This is a genomic window from Hyalangium gracile (assembly GCF_020103725.1).
Classification (GTDB): domain Bacteria; phylum Myxococcota; class Myxococcia; order Myxococcales; family Myxococcaceae; genus Hyalangium; species Hyalangium gracile.
The window spans coordinates 18,473-35,495 of the sequence record NZ_JAHXBG010000012.1 but is presented as its reverse complement, the minus strand read 5'-3'; the positions used below and the strand labels follow the sequence as shown (position 1 = coordinate 35,495).

At 69.8% G+C, this 17,023-nt stretch carries 17 protein-coding genes and 1 pseudogene; 4 read left to right on the top strand and 14 right to left on the bottom strand.

Annotated features, from left to right (window positions below; genetic code table 11):
* Positions 1 to 3: 3 nt before the first annotated feature.
* Genes murG through mraZ form a run of 11 tightly spaced genes read right to left on the bottom strand, consistent with a single transcriptional unit; the run spans position 4 to position 12,088 of the window.
* Positions 4 to 1,149, bottom strand: coding sequence for an undecaprenyldiphospho-muramoylpentapeptide beta-N-acetylglucosaminyltransferase (murG, locus tag KY572_RS24300; protein WP_224245335.1), 1,146 nt, complete (start codon positions 1,147 to 1,149; stop codon positions 4 to 6).
* Positions 1,146 to 2,303 (bottom strand): putative lipid II flippase FtsW, encoded by a 1,158-nt coding sequence (gene ftsW / locus KY572_RS24295; protein ID WP_224245334.1) that lies wholly within the window; start codon positions 2,301 to 2,303, stop codon positions 1,146 to 1,148. Before ftsW ends, murG begins: the two co-directional genes overlap by 4 nt.
* A gap of 10 nt (positions 2,304 to 2,313) precedes the next feature.
* On the bottom strand, positions 2,314 to 3,681 hold the full coding sequence (gene murD, locus KY572_RS24290) for a UDP-N-acetylmuramoyl-L-alanine--D-glutamate ligase (protein WP_224245333.1): 1,368 nt from the start codon (positions 3,679 to 3,681) through the stop codon (positions 2,314 to 2,316).
* Between the two features lie 12 nt (positions 3,682 to 3,693).
* Positions 3,694 to 4,872 carry a phospho-N-acetylmuramoyl-pentapeptide-transferase gene (gene mraY / locus KY572_RS24285; RefSeq protein ID WP_224245332.1) on the bottom strand — a complete coding sequence of 393 codons (1,179 nt, stop codon included), beginning with the start codon at positions 4,870 to 4,872 and terminating at the stop codon, positions 3,694 to 3,696.
* Positions 4,872 to 6,275, bottom strand: coding sequence for a UDP-N-acetylmuramoyl-tripeptide--D-alanyl-D-alanine ligase (locus KY572_RS24280; protein ID WP_224245331.1), 1,404 nt, complete (start codon positions 6,273 to 6,275; stop codon positions 4,872 to 4,874). Before KY572_RS24280 ends, mraY begins: the two co-directional genes overlap by 1 nt.
* A 24-nt stretch (positions 6,276 to 6,299) precedes the next feature.
* A complete protein-coding gene (locus KY572_RS24275; protein WP_224245330.1) occupies positions 6,300 to 7,823 on the bottom strand; it encodes a UDP-N-acetylmuramoyl-L-alanyl-D-glutamate--2,6-diaminopimelate ligase in 1,524 nt (507 codons plus the stop codon).
* A gap of 51 nt (positions 7,824 to 7,874) precedes the next feature.
* Positions 7,875 to 9,896 (bottom strand): penicillin-binding transpeptidase domain-containing protein, encoded by a 2,022-nt coding sequence (locus tag KY572_RS24270; protein WP_224245329.1) that lies wholly within the window; start codon positions 9,894 to 9,896, stop codon positions 7,875 to 7,877.
* Entirely contained in the window at positions 9,893 to 10,291 is a 399-nt protein-coding gene (ftsL, locus tag KY572_RS24265) for a cell division protein FtsL (protein WP_224245328.1), read from the bottom strand. Before ftsL ends, KY572_RS24270 begins: the two co-directional genes overlap by 4 nt.
* Positions 10,288 to 11,193: a 16S rRNA (cytosine(1402)-N(4))-methyltransferase RsmH gene (gene rsmH / locus KY572_RS24260; protein WP_224245327.1), complete on the bottom strand. Its 906-nt coding sequence runs from the start codon at positions 11,191 to 11,193 to the stop codon at positions 10,288 to 10,290. The genes ftsL and rsmH overlap by 4 nt, the downstream gene beginning before the upstream one ends.
* Before the next feature lie 14 nt (positions 11,194 to 11,207).
* Entirely contained in the window at positions 11,208 to 11,591 is a 384-nt protein-coding gene (locus tag KY572_RS24255; protein ID WP_224245326.1) for an STAS domain-containing protein, read from the bottom strand.
* A 47-nt stretch (positions 11,592 to 11,638) separates the two neighbouring features.
* Positions 11,639 to 12,088, bottom strand: coding sequence for a division/cell wall cluster transcriptional repressor MraZ (gene mraZ / locus KY572_RS24250; RefSeq protein WP_224245325.1), 450 nt, complete (start codon positions 12,086 to 12,088; stop codon positions 11,639 to 11,641).
* Positions 12,089 to 12,411: 323 nt separating this feature from the next.
* Here mraZ and KY572_RS24245 point away from each other — a divergent pair, with 323 nt between their 5' ends.
* Together KY572_RS24245 and KY572_RS24240 are read left to right on the top strand one after the other, a co-directional pair.
* Positions 12,412 to 13,041, top strand: coding sequence for a hypothetical protein (locus tag KY572_RS24245; RefSeq protein WP_224245324.1), 630 nt, complete (start codon positions 12,412 to 12,414; stop codon positions 13,039 to 13,041).
* Positions 13,042 to 13,146: 105 nt separating this feature from the next.
* Positions 13,147 to 13,866, top strand: a complete 720-nt coding sequence (locus tag KY572_RS24240) for a PilZ domain-containing protein (protein ID WP_224245323.1) — start codon at positions 13,147 to 13,149, stop codon at positions 13,864 to 13,866.
* Between the two features lie 9 nt (positions 13,867 to 13,875).
* Here the strand turns inward: KY572_RS24240 and KY572_RS24235 are convergent, their stop codons facing one another.
* Positions 13,876 to 14,394, bottom strand: a complete 519-nt coding sequence (locus tag KY572_RS24235; RefSeq protein ID WP_224245322.1) for a hypothetical protein — start codon at positions 14,392 to 14,394, stop codon at positions 13,876 to 13,878.
* A gap of 76 nt (positions 14,395 to 14,470) precedes the next feature.
* Here KY572_RS24235 and KY572_RS24230 point away from each other — a divergent pair, with 76 nt between their 5' ends.
* Entirely contained in the window at positions 14,471 to 14,965 is a 495-nt protein-coding gene (locus KY572_RS24230; RefSeq protein ID WP_224245548.1) for a tetratricopeptide repeat protein, read from the top strand.
* Positions 14,922 to 15,278, top strand: a pseudogene (locus tag KY572_RS48180) (FadR/GntR family transcriptional regulator); the annotation flags it as partial. The gene KY572_RS24230 and the pseudogene KY572_RS48180, both read left to right, overlap by 44 nt.
* Before the next feature lie 150 nt (positions 15,279 to 15,428).
* On the opposite strand, the gene KY572_RS24220 reads toward KY572_RS48180, so the two are convergent.
* Both KY572_RS24220 and KY572_RS24215 read right to left on the bottom strand, forming a co-directional pair.
* Entirely contained in the window at positions 15,429 to 15,815 is a 387-nt protein-coding gene (locus tag KY572_RS24220; protein WP_224245557.1) for a hypothetical protein, read from the bottom strand.
* Positions 15,816 to 16,466: 651 nt separating this feature from the next.
* The gene (locus KY572_RS24215) at positions 16,467 to 17,012 is read right to left on the bottom strand and encodes a hypothetical protein (RefSeq protein ID WP_224245321.1); all 546 of its coding nucleotides are present in this window, start codon (positions 17,010 to 17,012) and stop codon (positions 16,467 to 16,469) included.
* Positions 17,013 to 17,023: the final 11 nt, after the last annotated feature.

Sequence of the window (17,023 nt, the reverse complement as noted above, 5' to 3'; positions counted from 1 at the left end):
GACTCACTCGCTCCTGGAGGCCTTGGGCGCCTCATCCTTGGCCGGGCGATCGCGGCCATTGGGCCCGTACGCCGCCACCATCAGCTCCACGCACACGTCCGCCAGCTCCTTGGAGGCCTCGGGGCGGCCCAGCAGGCCCGCCTTCTTCTCCATCTGCTTGAGGCGCGCCGGCTCCGTCTTCAGCAGGCGGATCTGCTCGGCCAGCTTCTGCCCGGTGAGCTCCGACTCGCGGAACATGATCGCGGCGCCGGCCTCCACCATCGCGCGGGCATTCACCGCCTGGTGATCATCCGTCGCGTACGGAAAGGGGATGAGGATGCTGGCCTTCTTGCACACCGTGAGCTCGGCCAGCGTGGTGGCGCCCGCCCGGCACACGACGAGGTCCGACCGGGCGTAGGCGTCCGACATGTCGTCGATGAACTCGCGCACGTCGGCCTGGAAGCCCTTGTCCGCGTAGCCCTTGCGCACCATCTCCAGGTCGTTCTTCCCCGTCTGGTGCACGAAGGTGATCTGGTCCTTCAAGTCCCCCAGGAAGTCGAGCGCCTCCACCACCCGCTGGTTGATGCCCTTGGCGCCCAGGCTGCCGCCGAACACGAGGATGGAGAAGCGCTCGTGCGCCACGTGCGAGCGCAGGTAGTTGTCCATCAGCTTGCGGCGGATGGGGTTGCCCACCAGGTGCACCTTGCCCTCGGGGAAGAAGCGCCTGGCCTCCTCGAAGGCGGTGAAGACCACCTTGACGAACCTGCCCAGCGTCTTGTTGGTGAAGCCCGGCAGCGCGTTCTGCTCCTGCACCGCGGTGGGGATGCCCATCAGCCAGGCGGCCATCACCACCGGCCCGCTGGCATAGCCGCCCACGCCCACCACCACGTCCGGCTTGTGGCGCGAGAGGATGCGAAAGGACTCGATGAAGGCCAGCGGCAGCGCCAGCAGGCCCTTGATGAGCTGCCACAGGCCCTTGCCCTTGAGTCCCTGCGCGCGAATGAACTCCAGCGGGTAGCCCTCCTTCGGCACCACGCGCGCCTCGAGGCCTCGCTCGGTGCCGACGAAGACCACTTCATTCTTGTGGTGACGCGTCGTCACCTCCTCGGCCAGGGCAATGCCCGGGAAGAGATGACCACCCGTTCCGCCACCCGCGATGAGCACCTTCACGCCGCCACCTCCCGCATGTCCATGCCCGCCCGGGCCGTCCGGCCCGCCGGCTGCGAGGCGGTGCTCAGTGACAGCAACACCCCCGCGGCTCCCATCAACACCAGCAGCGAGGTGCCGCCATAGGAGACGAACGGGAGCGTCAGGCCCTTCGTGGGCAGCAACCCCATGGCCACGCACATGTTCACCGCCGCCTGGAAGGCGATGATGGAGGTGAGGCCCAGCCCCAGGTACGTGCCGAACGGCTCCGGCGACGCCATGGCGATGCGCACCCCGCGCCAGATGACCACCGCGTAGAGCGCCACCAGCAGCGTCACGCCCACCAGGCCCAGCTCCTCGCCGATGATGGCGAAGATGAAGTCGGTGTGGGCCTCGGGCAGGAAGAAGAGCTTCTGCCGCCCGTCTCCCAGCCCCAGGCCGGTGAGCCCTCCCGAGCCGATGGACATGAGCGACTCGGCCACCTGGTAGCCCACGTCATGGCGGTGGGCCCAGGGGTCCAGGAAGGCCATCACGCGCTTCATGCGGTAGGGGCTGGAGGCAATCGCCACGTACGCCAGCGGCAGCGCCAGCAGCACCGAGCCCACCAGGTAGCTGAGCTTCGTGCCGGCGGCGAACAGCAGCACGAAGAGCAGGAACACCAGCAGCACGGAGCTGCCGAAGTCCGGCTGGCGCATGCACAAGAGCACCAGCACGCCGCACAAGAGCAGGTGCGGCAGGAAGCCCACGGAGAAGGTGGCCACCTTCTCGCGCTTCTTGGCCAGCGAGTAGGACAGGTAGACGACCCAGGCGAACTTGGCCACCTCGGCCGGCTGCAGGCCGAAGCCCGGGAAGCGGATCCACCGCCGAGCGCCGCCCGCCGTGGTGCCGATGCCCGGAATCAACACGGCCACCAGCAGCACCAGGGTGACGATGAGCAGCGGCCATGCCAGGCGCGCCAGCCGGCGCCAGCCCAGCTTCATGGCCACGGCCATGGCCACCACGCCCATGCCGGCGGCCATCAGCTGGCGCTTGAGGAAGTAGAGGCTGTCGCCCAGCTTGTCCTGCGCGAGGATGGCGCTGGCCGAGTAGACCATCACCAGCCCCAGCGCCACGAGCGCCAGCACGGCACACAGGAGGATGGGATCGAACCGGACTGCGGGCGCCGCGGGTGTCTTCATGGCCTGTCTCTCAGAGCGCCTGCACGAGCCGCTTGAACGTGTCGCCGCGGTCCTCGAAGTTCTTGAACTGATCGTATGACGCGCACGCGGGAGACAGCAGCACCGTGTCCCCCGACTTCGCCAGCTCGCGTGCCCTGCGCACGGCCACGTCCAGCGTGCCGCAGGGGTGCACGGGAGCCTGGCCGGCGTACGCCGCGGCCACCGTCTCCGCGTCCTGGCCGATGGTGAGCACCGCCTTCACCTTGCCTCGGCTCGCGTCCACCATGGGCTGGTAGGGCGCGCCCTTCCCCTTCCCTCCCGCGATGAGCAGCAGGTTGCCCGGGAAGGCCTTGAGCGCCACCAGCACCGAGTCCACGTTGGTGGCCTTGGAGTCGTTCACCCACTCCACGCCGTCCAGCACTCGCACGCTCTCCAGACGGTGGGGCAGGCCCGGGTAGCTGTCGAGCCCCGCCTGCACCGCCTCGCGCGACACGCCGCCCAGCCGGGCCAGCAGCGTGGCCGCCATGGCGTTCTGCGTGTTGTGCGCCCCGCGCAGCGCCCGGTTCGTCAGCGTGTAGTCCTCGCCCAGGAAGTCCAGGCGGAAGCCGCCCTCCTTCGCCACCGCCAGCCCCTTCAGGCGGGGGCCTCCCGGCTCCACGGTCCCCGAGAGGCTGAAGCCGTAGGCGGGCACGTTGGCGTGGTTGCCCAGCCGCATCACGTGCGCGTCCTCCGCGTTCAGCACCGCGAAGTCCCCCAGGTTCTGGTTGAGGAAGATGCGCGCCTTGGCCTGGCCGTAGGCCTCGTGGTTCGGGTACCGGTCCAGGTGGTCAGGCGTGAGGTTGAGGATGACGGCGCCCCGGGCCTTCATCTGGAGGATGCCCTCGAGCTGGAAGCTGGAGAGTTCCACCACCAGCGTGTCCCAGTCCCGAGGCTTGAGCGCCGCCTCGGCCAGCGGCAGCCCCAGGTTGCCGCCGACGAAGGTCCGGCCGCCGCCGCGCTTGAAGAGCTCGCCGGTGAGCGCCGTGGTGGTGCTCTTGCCGTTGGTGCCGGTGATGCCGAACAGCGGCACGGTGGACAGCGAGCGCCAGGCCAGCTCGATCTCGCCCCACAGCGGGATGCCCGCCTTGCGCGCGGCCTTCAGCTCCGGCAGCGACAGCGGCACGCCCGGGCTCACCACGATGAGGAACTGCTCCTCGAGCAGCCCCGGCGGCGTCGGCCCCGTCACCAGCTTCACGCCCTGCGCCTTGAGCTCGCGGGCCACGTCGCCCAGCTGCTGCTCGTCGCGCGCGTCGAGCGCGGTGACGTGGGCTCCTTGCGAGAGCAGCAGCCGGATGGCCGCCACTCCACTCTTCGCCAGCCCGAACACCAGCACCTTCTGACCGGACAGCGCGGATGGCATGGGATGCGACTCCTAGCGCAGCTTGAGGGACAGCAGCGCCACGCCACCACACAGGATGGCGACGATCCAGAAACGGACGATGATCTTCGGCTCGGCCATACCCTTGAGCTCGAAGTGGTGGTGCACCGGGGCCATCTTGAAGACGCGCTTGCCCGTCGTCTTGAAGGAGACGACCTGAATCATCACACTGAGGATCTCCGCGAAGAAGATGCCGTGGATGATGGCGGAGACCACCTCGTTCTTGGACAGCACCGCCAGCCCGCCCAGCGCGCCCCCCAGGGCCAGCGAGCCCACGTCGCCCATGAAGACGGACGCCGGGTAGGTGTTGAACCAGAGGAAGGCGATGCCCGCGCCCACGATGCTGGCGCAGAAGACGGACAGCTCCGCGCCGCCCGGCACCTGGAGGATGCCCAGGTACTGGTAGAGCGGCGTGGCCACCGTGCGCGTCACCCCGTCCACCGTGGCCGAGTCCGCGATGTTCAGCGTGGTGCCCGCCACGTAGCAGAGGATGGCGAAGGTGGTGGCCGCGACGATGGTGGGCACGATGGCCAGGCCGTCCAGGCCGTCCGTGAGGTTCACCGCGTTGGAGGTGCCCACCACGACGATCCAGCCGAACAGCACGTAGAACCAGCCCAGGTCCGGGCTGAACCAGTGCGAGGGGATGAAGGGCAGCGTCACCTTCGTGCTGATGAGCAGCGTGGGCCCGAAGGAGCCGTCCGCCTTCGTCCACGTGCACATCAGCCCGAAGATGGCCACCAGGTAGAAGAAGGTCTGCAGCACCATCTTCTTGCGCCCGGCCAGGCCCTTGGAGTTGCGCTTGGACAGCTTGAGCCAGTCATCCAGGAAGCCGATGAAGCCGTAGCCGAAGGTGAGCAGCAGCATCACCCACACCGCGCGGCTCTTCAGGTCCGCGAACAGCAGCGTGCCCGCGCCGATGCACAGCAGGATGAGCTGGCCGCCCATGGTGGGCGTGCCCTTCTTCTTCTGGTGGGTGTCCGGGGTGTCCTCGCGGACGTTGCTCTGCCCGTGCTGCTTCAGCCGCAGCCGGGCAATGAGCTTGGGCCCCACCAGCATCCCCAGGAGCAGGGCGAACACCCCCGCCGCGATGATGCGGAAGGTGGGGTAGCGCAGGAAGTTGAGGATCCGCCCTGCTCCCGTGTCCTTGAGCCACTCGTAAAGCAGGAACAGCACTAGTGCGCTCCTCCGGGTGCCGCGGCTCCCGTGAGGGCCGCCACCACCCGCTCCAGCCGCATGCCGCGGCTGCCCTTCACCAGGACCACATCCCCCGCCTTCAGCCGGGGCTTCAGCCAGGCCACCAGCGCCTCCACCTCGACGAAGTGCGCCGCCGAGTCCCCCAGGCTGGAGGCGGCCCGGAAGCCGTGCTCCGAGCGCGGGCCGAAGAAGGCCACCAGCCGCGCCTTGTCCGTCACCTTCGAGCCCAGCGCCTTGTGGTCCTCCAGCTCGCCCGGGCCCAGCTCCAGCATGTCTCCGAGCACCGCCACCGCGCGCCCATGGGCGGGCACCAGCGTGCGCAGCGTGTCCAGCGCCGCGTCCATGGAGGCCGGGTTGGCGTTGTAGCAGTCGTCCACCACCGTGATGCCGCCCAGCCCGTCCACCACGTTGAGGCGCCGCGCGTAGGGCCGCGCCGCCTCCAGGCCCCGCGTGCACTCCTCGGGCGAGTAGCCCAGCGCCAGCCCCACCGCGAACGCCCCGGTGGCGTTGAGCGCGTTGTGCTCGCCGATGAAGTGCAGCCGCACCGGCCAGTCCCTGCCCTGGTGGCTCACCGTGGCGCGCAGGCCGTCGCGGCCCAGCGTCTCCACCTTCGCCAGCCGCACGTCCGCCGCCTCCGCGCGTCCGAACGTCAGCTTGCGGGCCTTGCTGCGCGCCGCCTGCGCGGGGATGAGCGCGTCATCCAGGTTCACCACCGCCACGGCCTCGGCGCTCAGCTCGCGGAACAGCTCGCCCTCGGCCTCCGCCACGCCCTCGATGCTGCCCAGCCCCTCGAGGTGCTCGGGCTGCACCACGGTGATGAGGCCCGCGTCCGGCTCGACGATGCGCGCCAGGCGGGTGATCTCCCCCGGGTGGTTCATCCCCACCTCGATGACGGCCGCCACGTGCTCCGGCTCGAGCCGGAAGAGCGTGAGCGGCACGCCGATCTCGTTGTTGAGGTTGCCCTCCGTCTTCAGCGCCGGGCCGCGCGTGGCGAGGATGGCCCCCACCATCTCCTTGGTCGTCGTCTTCCCGTTGGAGCCGCCCACCGCCGCCACGGGGATGCGGAAGCGCTGGCGGTGCAGGCGGGCCAGGGCCCCCAGCGCCTCCAGCGTGTCCGGCACCGCGTAGAGCGGGAAGCTGCCCGGCAGCGGCGGCAGCGTCCGGTCATCCCGGACCACCGCGGCCGCCGCGCCACCGGCCCGGGCCTGCGCCAGGAAGGTGTGCGCGTCGAAGCGCTCGCCCTGGAGCGCCACGAAGAGGCAGCCCGGCTTGAGCGCCCGCGTGTCGGTGCAGACGTCCGTGTACGTCGCCGGAGCGAACCCGGAGCGCCGCTGCGCCCCGGTTGCCTTCGCCACTTCTTCGTCGGTGAATCGAGCGGCCATGAGGGCTCCGGCGTCGCGCTGGGCTCAGCCCTGGGGACGGCTCGCGAGCGCCTTGGTGGCCGCCTCGCGGTCATCGAACGAGCGCTTCTCGCCGCCGATGATCTGGTACGCCTCGTGGCCCTTGCCGGCGATGAGCACCACGTCGTCCGCGCTCGCCATGCCGATGGCCGTCTCGATGGCGGCGCGCCGGTCCACGTCCACCAGGTAGCCCTTCTCGCCGCTCTTGGCCTTGCCCGCCGAGATGCGCCGCAGCCCGCCCTTCTCCAGGCCCGGCGTCACCTGGGAGATGATCTCCTCCGGATCCTCCGTGCGCGGGTTGTCGCTGGTGACGACCACCAGGTCGGCGCCCTCGGCCGCCGCGGTGCCCATCAGCGGGCGCTTGCCCTTGTCCCGGTCTCCGCCGCAGCCGAACACGACGATGACGCGGCCCTTGGCCAGCGAGCGCGTGGCCTCCAGGGCGCGCTTGAGCGCGTCATCCGTGTGCGCGTAGTCCACCAGCACCGCGGGCGCGGGGCCCGGCATGTAGTTCTCCACGCGCTCCATGCGGCCGGGCACCTTCGTCATGCGCTCGATGCCCGTCTGCACGTCGCGCCGGGCCATGCCCGCGCCCAGCGCCACGCCGGCCGCCGCCAGGATGTTCTCCAGGTTGTGCGGCCCCATCAGGCGGCTCTTCACGGGGATGTCGCCCGCGGGCGTCTTCAGCGTCGCCTTGATGCCCTGCAGCGAGTACGAGACGTCCGTGGCGGAGATCTCCCCGTTGCCCAGGCGGCTGAACTTCCACGCCATGCGCTTCTGGCCGCGCAGCTCGTTGTAGATGCGCGAGGCGTAGGTGTCGTCCCCGTTCACCACCGCCACGCCGGTGGGCGACAGGTGCTCGCCGAAGAGCTTCCGCTTGGCCTGGAAGTAGTCCTCGATGTCCTTGTGGTAGTCCAGGTGGTCGCGGCTCAGGTTGGTGAAGGCCGCGGCCTTGAACGTCAGCCCGTGCACGCGCTCCTGCACCAGCGCGTGGCTGGACACCTCCATCACCACCGTCTCCACGCCCGAGTCCACCATCTCCTTGAGGATGCGGTGCAGCTCCAGCGCGTCCGGCGTGGTGTTGGCAAGCTCCACCGTGCGGCCGGCGACCTTGTAGCCCAGCGTGCCGATGACGCCCGTGGAGGCGTACGCCGCGGTGCTCATGGCCTCCAGCAGGTACGTCGTCGTCGTCTTCCCATTGGTGCCGGTGACGCCCAGCAGCGTGAGCTGCTGCGCGGGGCGCCCGTAGAAGTTGGCGGCGATGAGCGCCAGCGCCTTGCGCGCGCTGCTCACCTCGAAGAACGGCACCTGCGAGGAGCCCACGGGCTTCTCGGAGACCACGGCCACGGCCCCACGAGAGACCGCCTCACCGATGTACTGGGCCCCATCTTCCTTCGTCCCTGGCACAGCCAGGAAGAGATCGCCCGCCTTCACCCGGCGAGAGTCCTGCGTCACCCCCGTGACATCAACCGAGGACCTACCGCCCGAGATCTGCTCGGCTCCACACCCTGCGAGGACATCCGTCAGCTTCATCGTTTCCCCTTCAAACGCAACTGCAAGCGCGGGGCCCGGACTGGTGCGGCCTCATGGCCGCGTCGCCAGCTCCAGCGTCACCCGTGCCCCCTTCTCCACCAGAGCACCGGCGGCGGGGGTCTGCGATACCACGCGTCCACTGCCCAACAATTGTGGCTCCAAAGCCGCGGCGAGCAGTTTCACCACGGCCTCGCGTCCGACCTGCCCCTGCACGTCCGGAACACGGACCGTGCCCTCCCCCGCCCCCTCCTGCTCGGCCACCATGGGCCGAGCCGGCGCGGGCTTGGGAGGTACAGGGGCTTTTGCCGCCACCGGGGACACGACCGGTGCTACCGCCACCTCTGGCGCGAGCGGGCGCGAAGGAGGCACGGCGAGATGAGCCATGGCGGCGGTAGCGATTTCCTTGAAAGCGGGGGCAGCCACAAGACCCCCGTACACGTCCGTCTTGGGCTCGTCCACCACTACGAGTATGACAGCGCGCGGATTGTCGGCCGGTACCATGCCGACGAAGGAAGCGATCCGCTTGTCTGAGTACCCGCGTGCAACGGGATCCGCTTTCTGTGCGGTGCCTGTCTTTCCGGCGACACGGTATTCCTCCATGGCGGCCTTGGGAGCGGTGCCTTCCTTGGTCACCACGCTCTCGAGCATGCCCACCACCTGGCGAGCGACCTTGGATGACACGACGCGGCGAACCTCCGTGGGGCGGTTCTCCAGCAGCACCACGCCGTCGGGGTCCACCACCTTGGAGATGAGGTAGGGCCGCATCAGCACGCCATCATTGGCCAGCGCGCCATAGGCGGAGGCCAGCTGCACGGCGGTGGCCGTCATGCCCTGGCCGAACGACTGGGTGGCCAGGGAGACTTCGGCCTTGGGGAAGGGAATGACGCCCTTGCCCTCGCCGGGCAGCGCCAGGCCGGTGCGCTCGGCGAAGCCGAACGCGTGGTAGTAGGCCACCAGCTTCTCACGCCCCAGCACCTGGGCCACCTTGGCCGAGCAGATGTTGGAGGACAGCTGGAGGATGGCCTTGGGCGCCAGCCAGCCGTACGAGTGCGTGTCGTTGATGGTGTAGCGGCCAATCTTCCACGCGCCGTTCTCGCAGAAGAAGACGTCGTCCGTCTTGAGGACCTTCTCCTCGAGGGCCGCGGCGACGACGAAGGACTTCATCGTCGAGCCCGGCTCGAAGGTGTCCAGCGCGGCGCGGTTGCGGATGGCCTCGCGCTGCAGCGCCTCGGGGGTGTTGGGGTTGAAGCCCGGCGAGCTGGCCAGGGCGAGCAGCTCGCCCGTCTTCGGATCCAGCACCACCACCATGCCCGCCACCGCCTTGGCGTCCTCCACCGCGCGGTAGAGCGCCTTCTCGGACACGTACTGGAGGTGGCGATCCAGCGTCAGGGTGACGGCGGCGCCCTCGCGCTCGATGGGGTCCAACGTGCCCTGCACCAGCAGCTTGCGGCCCTTGGCGTCGCGGAAGCCGGACAGGCGCGAGTTCTGCCCCGACAGCTCGTCGTCGAAGGCCAGCTCCAGCCCCTCCAGGCCGCGCCCGTCGGTGCCCACCACGCCCACCACCTGCGCCGCCAGCTCGCGCTGCGGATAGAAGCGCTTGGGCTCCTTGGTGAAGCCCATCCCGGGCAGCCCCAGCGCCTTCACCGCCTCCACCTCCTGCGGCCTGGCCTGGCGCTTCACCCAGGCGAAGCGCTTGGCGCGCTGCAGCCGGGCCTGCAAGTCCTCCGTGTCCCCGCCGTTGAGCTTGAGCGCCTTGGCCAGCGAGCGCGCGCCCTTCTTCACATCCGGCAGCATGGAGGGATCCACCCAGATGGAGTCCACCTCCACGCTCTGCGCCAGCGGCGTGCCACGCCGATCGAAGATGTCGCCGCGCCGCGCGGGGATCTCGATCTGCCGGACGTATTGGTCCTGCGCGAGCCCGCGCAGCTTGTCCTGCTCGTAGACCTGCAGGTAGACGGCACGGCCGAACGCCAGCGCGAGCAGGCTCAGGAAGAACCCGCCCATCAGCATCACCCGGAGCCGCAGCCACCGGGTGTTGGACTCGGGAACGCGCGCCGCCTTCAGGTCCCTCACCGGGCGCTCTCCCGATCGGCCACGCGAACCCCCGCGGGCGTGCGGGCCGCGGCCTTGCCGTTGCGGCGCGCGCTCGGCAGCTCCGGCTGCAGCGCCACCACGGCCGAGCCCGGGGGCATCATCATCCCCAGCTGCTCGCGCGCCAGCCGCTCCAGGCGCGCCGGAGCCCGGAGCGTGGCCAGCTCCAGCTTGAGCCGATCATTCTCGCGCGTCAGGCCGCGGCTCTCGGCCTCCGCCTTGGACAGCCGGTAGCCCATGTCCACCACCAGCACCCGGCTGGTGACGTGGAGGATGCCCACCGCCGCGAAGAGCGCGGCCAGCAGCACCGCCGGCAGCAGGTGCAGCAGCACGCGGCCCACCGACACTCCATTGTTGCGCGGACTCACCTGGGTCATCGGATCTTCTCCACCACGCGCAGGTGCGCGCTGCGAGAGCGGGGGTTGGCCTCCACCTCGGCTTCCGAGGCGGAGACGGCCTTCTTCGTCACCGGGGCGAAGTCGCCCTGGCCGCCACAGGCGCACACCGGCAGGCCCGGCGGGCAACGGCACTGCCCCACCAGCGCGCGGAACGCCTCCTTCACCTTGCGATCCTCGAGCGAGTGGAACGCGATGACGGCCGCGCGCCCGCCCACCTTGAGCAGCGAGGGCAGCGCGCCGAGCAGCGCGTCCAGCGCCTCCAGCTCGCCATTGACGGCCATGCGCAGCGCCTGGAAAGTCTTCGTCGCCACGTGGATCTTCTTCGGCCACGCCTTGCGAGGCACCGCGCGCTTCACCACCTCGGCGGCCTCCAGCGTGCGCGTGGGCAGGGCGCGCTTGAGCTCCCGGGCGATGGGCCGCGAGAAGGACTCCTCGCCCAGCTCATAGATGATGCGGGCCAGCTCGCGCTCGTCCTCCTCGGCGATCAGCTCCGCGGCGGTGCGCCCCTCGGCGCCCATGCGCATGTCCAGCGGCCCGTCCTTCATGAAGGAGAAGCCGCGCTCGGCCACATCCAGCTGCGGAGAGGACACGCCCAGATCCACCAGCACCCCGTCCACCGGCAGCACGTCCGCCACCACCCGGGGCAGCTCGCCGAAGTTGCCGGCGCGCGCCTGGAAGCGCGGGTTGGCCCCCAGCCGGGCCGTGGCCGCCTCGAGCGCCACCGGGTCGCGGTCCACGCCAATGACGGTGGCGCCCCGAGCCAGGAGCGCCTCCGTGTGGCCACCGCCCCCCAATGTGCCGTCGACGATCACCTTGCCCGCTCCGGGGTGCAGCAGCTCCACCGTCTCTTCCAGGAGGACGGTCTGGTGGCTGAAGGCCAAAGGGAGCCCTGGCGCTAGACGAAGGGAGCCCGCATGAGGGCGAAGGCCGCCCGGGCATCGTTCATATGCGGGTACATCTCGAACCGGTCGTGCGCTCCGGCGGCCCGGAAGATGGCGGCCAGGTACGGCGACAGGCCCGCAAGCTTGATGTCCCCACCGGCGCGGCGGAAGGCCTCGGCGCGCGCCATCAGCGGCTTCACGCCGCGGTAGTCCAGGTGCGCCACCTCGCTGAAGTCCACCACCACCTGGCGCACGCCCCGGTGCAGCCGGCCGGCGAGCTCCTCGCACACCTGCGCCAGGGCCTGCTCGCCCAGCTCGCCCTCCAGCATCAGCGTCTCCACGCGGCCGGTGCTCGCCACCGACGTGAGAACCCGCCTCGCCTCCGATACCTGGTTCATACACCTCCCCACATTCCCGGGTTTTCCGTAGTCCGTCGAGAAATTGGCTACTGCCGCAGCTCGGAGAGCACGCGGGCGACATCCGCCGAGTCCGCCGCGGCGCGAGCGTCCTCCTGGGCCTTGGCCCAGCCGGCGCGGCTCCACAGCTCGATCACCTTCACCATCCCCACCCACACCACTTCCTTCTCCAGCGCCGCGTGCGCGCGCAGCGAGGGCGGCACGAGGACACGCCCCATCTTGTCGAGCGGGCACTCCTGGGCGCTGGCCACGTAGAGCCGCATCAGCGTCTTCACCCCTGGCTCCATGGGGTTGCGCTTGCCCAGCGCCGTCTCGAGCGCCTCCCACTCCCGCACCGGATAGGCGTGCAGGCAGGGATCCAGCGCGGTGGTGAGGATGAGGCGCTCGTCGTACGCGCCCACCAGCGTCTCCCGCAGCCTGGCCGGGAGGCTGGTCCGCCCCTTCGCGTCGATCTGGTGCTCATAGACGCCACGGAACACCGGGAGCGCTTCCCCTCAGGAGCGTGCGCCGCCCCACCACGGTACGGGATTTCCCGCCACTGCTTCCCACTCCTTGCCACTTCGGCGCGGAAAATACGCGCGGCCTCCCACCGGGTCAAGAAATGCAACAGGCATGGATCGGCCCCGCTCGGTGGCGCCGGTGGACCCACAGCGCCCGCTACGGGGGAGTTCGGATTGAGCGGGAGTTCGGCGCTCTGCTAAGCCGGCGAGGCCTTCCCCACCGGGGGAAGCCGCTCGTCCTCGCCGGGAGGACGGGCCGCATGGGAGGGTGCCAGGCACCCTCCTTCCAGGAGGCTCAGCACATGTTCCGCATCGTTCGTCTCTCGCTCCTCACCGCCGCCACCACCGCCCTCGTTGCCTGTGGCGGCGGGGATGGCGCGAAGCTCGGGGGTGGCAAGGAGGGCGCCGCCAAGGCCCTGTTCGCCGCCAGCCAGCCGGTGGGCCAGGGAGGCAGCACCAACAGCCAGTCGCTGCTGCGTCAGCTGGCCAGCGGCGCCGCCACCGGCGCCCTCGATTTCAAGGTCGACTGCGCCAAGGGCGGCACGGTCTCGATGAAGCTGGATGTCACGGCTACCGGCAACCAGGGCAAGTTCAAGTACGAGACCGAGTACAAGGACTGCAACCAGGACGGCGTCAACAGCTTCGACGGCAAGATGACGACGGAGATCGACATGTCCGCCATCCTCTCCTCGGGGCAGCTGTCCATGCGCCTCAAGGGGAAGCTGGAGCTGACCGGCGACATCAACGACTACATCGACGCGGACATCACCGAGACGATCTCCGCCACGGCCACCAGCGCCACCTCGGGCACGGTGAGCATCAAGCTCGACGGCACCATCAAGACGTCCGACGGCAGCTACGTCTACGCCAACGAGTCGCTGTCCATCACCGTGGATGGCGCCATCCCTGCGGACAACAGCGGCAAGTCGTGATCACCCGGGCCTGACCGCTGAACACGAAAAGGCCGGGCTACCCGTGAGGGAGGCCCGGCCTTGTCTTTTTGGCTCGCTCGCCCGACCATATGGGTGAGCCCGCGCATGCAGATCTCCCCGCACGATTCCAGTGTTCGCCTGAAGGTGAGCTACAAGACTCCCGAGGCGCTCATCGACGAGTACACCCGGAGTGTCGGTCAGGGGAGCGTCACCCTCGAGACGCGGCGCAGCCTGGCGCGCGGCACGCGCTTCGTCTTCGAGATGCAGGCGGAGGGAGTGGCGCAGCCCGTGGAGGTGGTGGGCGAGGTGATCAACGTGACGCCGCGGCCCGGCGGGCGCTACCACCTGACGGTGAAGTACGCGACGGACGTGGACCGCGCGGCGCTGGACGCGGTGCTGCAGCGCATCTTCGCGCAGGAGCACGAGAAGCTGCGGCGCTACCCGCGCGTGCCGCTGAACGTGCGCGCCATCGAGGCGACGCCCTTCTCGCCGGCGTTCTACGTGCGGGACATCTCGCGCGGCGGCGTGGGCATGGAGGTGGACGCTCCGTCGCTGCCGCCCATCGTGAAGGTGGGCACGCCGTTCCTGCTGGAGATGGAGCTGGCGCCCGGCCCGCTGCTGCTGCCGGGCGAGGTGGTGTGGACGTCCACGGCCTTCCGGGCGCACTCGCCGGTGACGCCCATCTTCGGGGTGGCCTTCCGGGAGAACCTGCCCGCGGACACCGCCCAGCGGCTGGAGGCGCTGCTGGGGCTGGATGCGCTGCCCCCCGGCCCGTGGTGGGCCCGCGTGAGCTTCGGGCAGGAAGCGCTCACGCGCATTCCCTGAGGCCAGCGCTCACGGGGGCAGCAACAGCTCCGTGAAGGCCACGAACTGCTCGAAGGGGCCGTTCGCCGCATGCGCGGGGGCGGCGCCCCGCAGGACTCCCGTGCGCTGCACGTAGACGGAGTGATCGACGTCGAGCGGCGCTCGCTGGCGCGAGCGGCTGTGGGTGAAGCGGATGGGGGTGCCGTTCGCGCCCAGCCGGCCGTCGTGATTCACCGTCTTGACGTTGACGGAGTGCGTCGGCAGCAGGTGGACGTCCACGCCCTGCTGCCCGCCGAAGTGCTGATCGTAGTAGTCCCCGAAGTTGCGCTGGCGGTAGTCGTTGCAGATCTCGATGCCGAAGCGGACGTGGCGGATGGTGAAGACGCCCTCCAGGTCCTGCTCCTCAAGGCGTGCTCCTTCTCGTCCTCGTTCAGCGGCAGGCCGGCCGGGGACGCGAAGAAGAACTCCGGCCCCATGAACACGTTGAGCCAGGTGCCTGCGGTGTTGTAGGGCGTGCGGTTGCGCCGGATCCCCGAGACGGCCTCCCAATACGTGGTGCCCGGCACGATGAGCCAGTCCGGGTTCGCGGCGCTCAAGGCCTTCGCGGCGGTGAAACCCGGGTGTCATCTCCGGAGAGCTCGGCCGGTACGACGACGCCCGCCAGATGCACGAGCGCGCCCTGGCGCTGCAGCAGAAGGCGCTGGGGCCGGAGCACCCGGAGATCGCCAACACGCTCAACAACCTGGGCAACGCCCTCCGCGAGCTGGGCCGGTTCGCGGAGGCTCGTGAGCAGTACACGCGCGCCCTGGCCCTTCAGGAGAAGGTGCTGCCCCCCGAGCACCTGGATCACGCCGAGATCCTCCTGGGGATGGGCCGCCTTGGGCTGGAGGAGCACCGGCCCGCCGACGCCCTCCCCTTCCTGGAGCGCGCGTTGAAGCTGGCTCCGGAGGGCCTGCGCGCCGAGACACGCATCCTGCTGGCCCCTGCGCTCTGGGAGACGCGGAAGAATCGTCCCCGAGCCCGAGAGCCGGCCACCCAGGCCCGAGAGGACTGGAGCCAGCAGGGCCGGAAGGCCGATGCCGAGCCGTCCTCCCGATGGCTGGCGGAGCACGCTCCCTGAGCTGCTTCAGGGCAGTCCGGTCAGGCGCAAGCATGTGGCGGAGATGAACGCAGCTACCCATTCGGACTGCCGCACGCGTTGTCAGAGGCCTCTGCTTGGATGGAGGAGGCGTGCAACGAGGAGGGCGGCGAGGATGGAACACAAGGGGCTCGTGTCGAGGGTGGCGGAGCAGTTGGAGCAAACGATTGCCCTGGGGCAGTGGCCCAAGGGCCGGCTGCCTTCCGAGCGGCAGATGGCCCAGCGCTATGGGGTGTCGCGCACCACCATCCGAGGAGCCCTCCAGGGGCTGGCCGCCAGAGGACTCATCGTTCAACACCCGGGGAGACAGAGCCGCACGGTGCCACTCGGTGAAGCACTGTCGCTCGAGAGCCTGAAGCTGCTGCTTCCCGAGGGCCGCCAAGACATGGATCGCCGGCCGCTGCTCGAGGGGTACTTCGCCCTCAAGCGGGAGGTGACGGTGGAACTACTGGCCGCCTGCTGCGAGCACGCCAGCCAGCCCGCTGTGGAGCAGCTGCTCAATGCCAGCTTCGCGTTGAGAGATGAGGCCCGCTGGCAGGAGAAGCGCACCCGGTGGGTGGAGCGAGAGTTCGACCTGCTGCGGCTGGCAGCCCAAGCAGCGGACCGTCCCGGCCACCTGCTGCTCCTGATGTCGTTGGAGAAGGCTTTCCGAGGCTTGGCGGACGCGCTGCTCCCTGCGCTGCAACCGGAGGCCCTCCAGCAGTGGGCCCAGTGCGTGTTCAACGCTCTGGCCGACCGTGACGCCCAGGCCCTTCGCCAACAGTTGCCGGCGCTGCTGAAGGCTGCCGATGAGCCGCTGCTCGACCGGCTGGCCCCGGTGCGCGACGCACATACCGTGCCCAAGCCCCCACCTCCTCACGGGGAGGTGCCCGTGTCGGGCGAGAACGCCAGCAACTGGTCTGCTTGTCATACCAGTTCGCAACAAGTCCAGCCGACAGGCAGGGGCTCGGACCACGAGGAAGGAGGCGCCACCGCGTGTGCCACTTCGAGCCGAGACGCTCCTTCGGCCCTCCCCGCTCCGCTCTCCACTGGCGATTTCCAGGCGGCCTCCTGCAGCCCCGAACCCATTGCGGACTCAGCCGCTCCTCGCGCCTCCACCGGGGGGGGTCCTGGCTGCTCCTGTGCTGCGTCCACCCAGTTCCTTGCCTGGGCGCCTTCTTCCTCGTTGGGAGTACCGGCAGCAGAAGCGGCAGCCCCACCTCCCCCGTCCTCTGACGGGGCAGCTGCCGTGGCAGGGGGAGCTGTCCTTGGTCAGAGCCAGACTGCTCTGTCGATGGATGCGGGGGAGGCCTGCGTCGCTGCTCCCGGCGGCGCGCCAGGAGTGGGCGCTTGCCAGCGACCAGGTGAGCCCCCTGAGCACGAGGCGACGACCCCCTCCTGTCCACGACACCACCAGCCTACCCGTTGGCCCACGTCTTCTTGGGAGCCTGGCTTTGAAGGGAGTTAGAGCGATGCCGGGAGCGCCGCGCGCAAGACGGTGGGCTCAGCCGCGCGCGACGTGAGCGCCCACGATCCGGATCTTGTCGAGCTGGGTGCCCGGCTTGCCGTGCTTGTCGAGCTCCTTGCCTGCCCGCTCCAGCTGAGCGCTGACATCGGACTTCTCGGCCTTCGTGTCGGAGTCGCCACGGGCATGCGCGATCGCTACCTGCTGTCCCAGCAGGTGCCCGGTCTCGGCCTGGGTGATGGTGCCCCGCGAGATGCCGTCAGCCAGCTTGTGGATCTGGGCCGCCTGCTGCTGGCCGTCCTTGTTGAGGCCGAAGATCGAACCCAGGTTCCGCCCGCCGCCCTGGAGCGCCGCGTCGATGGCGTGCAGCTGCCGGGGCTGCGTGGCGTTCGTGCTCAGGCCCGGCGGCCGGCACGTGAAGGTGTCGGCGACCCGGCCCACTCCAACCGAGAGCGGCTTGTTCTGCGCCTCCGCCGCCCGGGCGACGGTGCCAGGCACGGCCGGCTCCAACATCTTCTTCTGGTTTGCGGTGAGGGGGGAGGTGTTGAGCGCGACGGAGCTGACGGTGCCAGTGATCGAGGCCATGGGACGTTTCC

Bases quoted from the DNA above. Each gene is read 5' to 3' on its own strand.
- KY572_RS24280 (WP_224245331.1), bottom strand. From the start codon at position 6,275: ATGGCCGCTCGATTCACCGACGAAGAAGTGGCGAAGGCAACCGGGGCG.
- ftsL (WP_224245328.1), bottom strand. From the start codon at position 10,291: ATGACCCAGGTGAGTCCGCGCAACAATGGAGTGTCGGTGGGCCGCGTG.
- KY572_RS24220 (WP_224245557.1), bottom strand. From the start codon at position 15,815: ATGTGCGTCGCGCACCGGGGCCAGCCGGTCGAGCAGCGGCTCATCGGC.
- KY572_RS24245 (WP_224245324.1), top strand. From the start codon at position 12,412: ATGTTCCGCATCGTTCGTCTCTCGCTCCTCACCGCCGCCACCACCGCC.
- murD (WP_224245333.1), bottom strand. From the start codon at position 3,681: ATGCCATCCGCGCTGTCCGGTCAGAAGGTGCTGGTGTTCGGGCTGGCG.
- KY572_RS24240 (WP_224245323.1), top strand. From the start codon at position 13,147: ATGCAGATCTCCCCGCACGATTCCAGTGTTCGCCTGAAGGTGAGCTAC.
- KY572_RS24255 (WP_224245326.1), bottom strand. From the start codon at position 11,591: ATGAACCAGGTATCGGAGGCGAGGCGGGTTCTCACGTCGGTGGCGAGC.
- ftsW (WP_224245334.1), bottom strand. From the start codon at position 2,303: ATGAAGACACCCGCGGCGCCCGCAGTCCGGTTCGATCCCATCCTCCTG.
- KY572_RS24215 (WP_224245321.1), bottom strand. From the start codon at position 17,012: ATGGCCTCGATCACTGGCACCGTCAGCTCCGTCGCGCTCAACACCTCC.
- KY572_RS24275 (WP_224245330.1), bottom strand. From the start codon at position 7,823: ATGAAGCTGACGGATGTCCTCGCAGGGTGTGGAGCCGAGCAGATCTCG.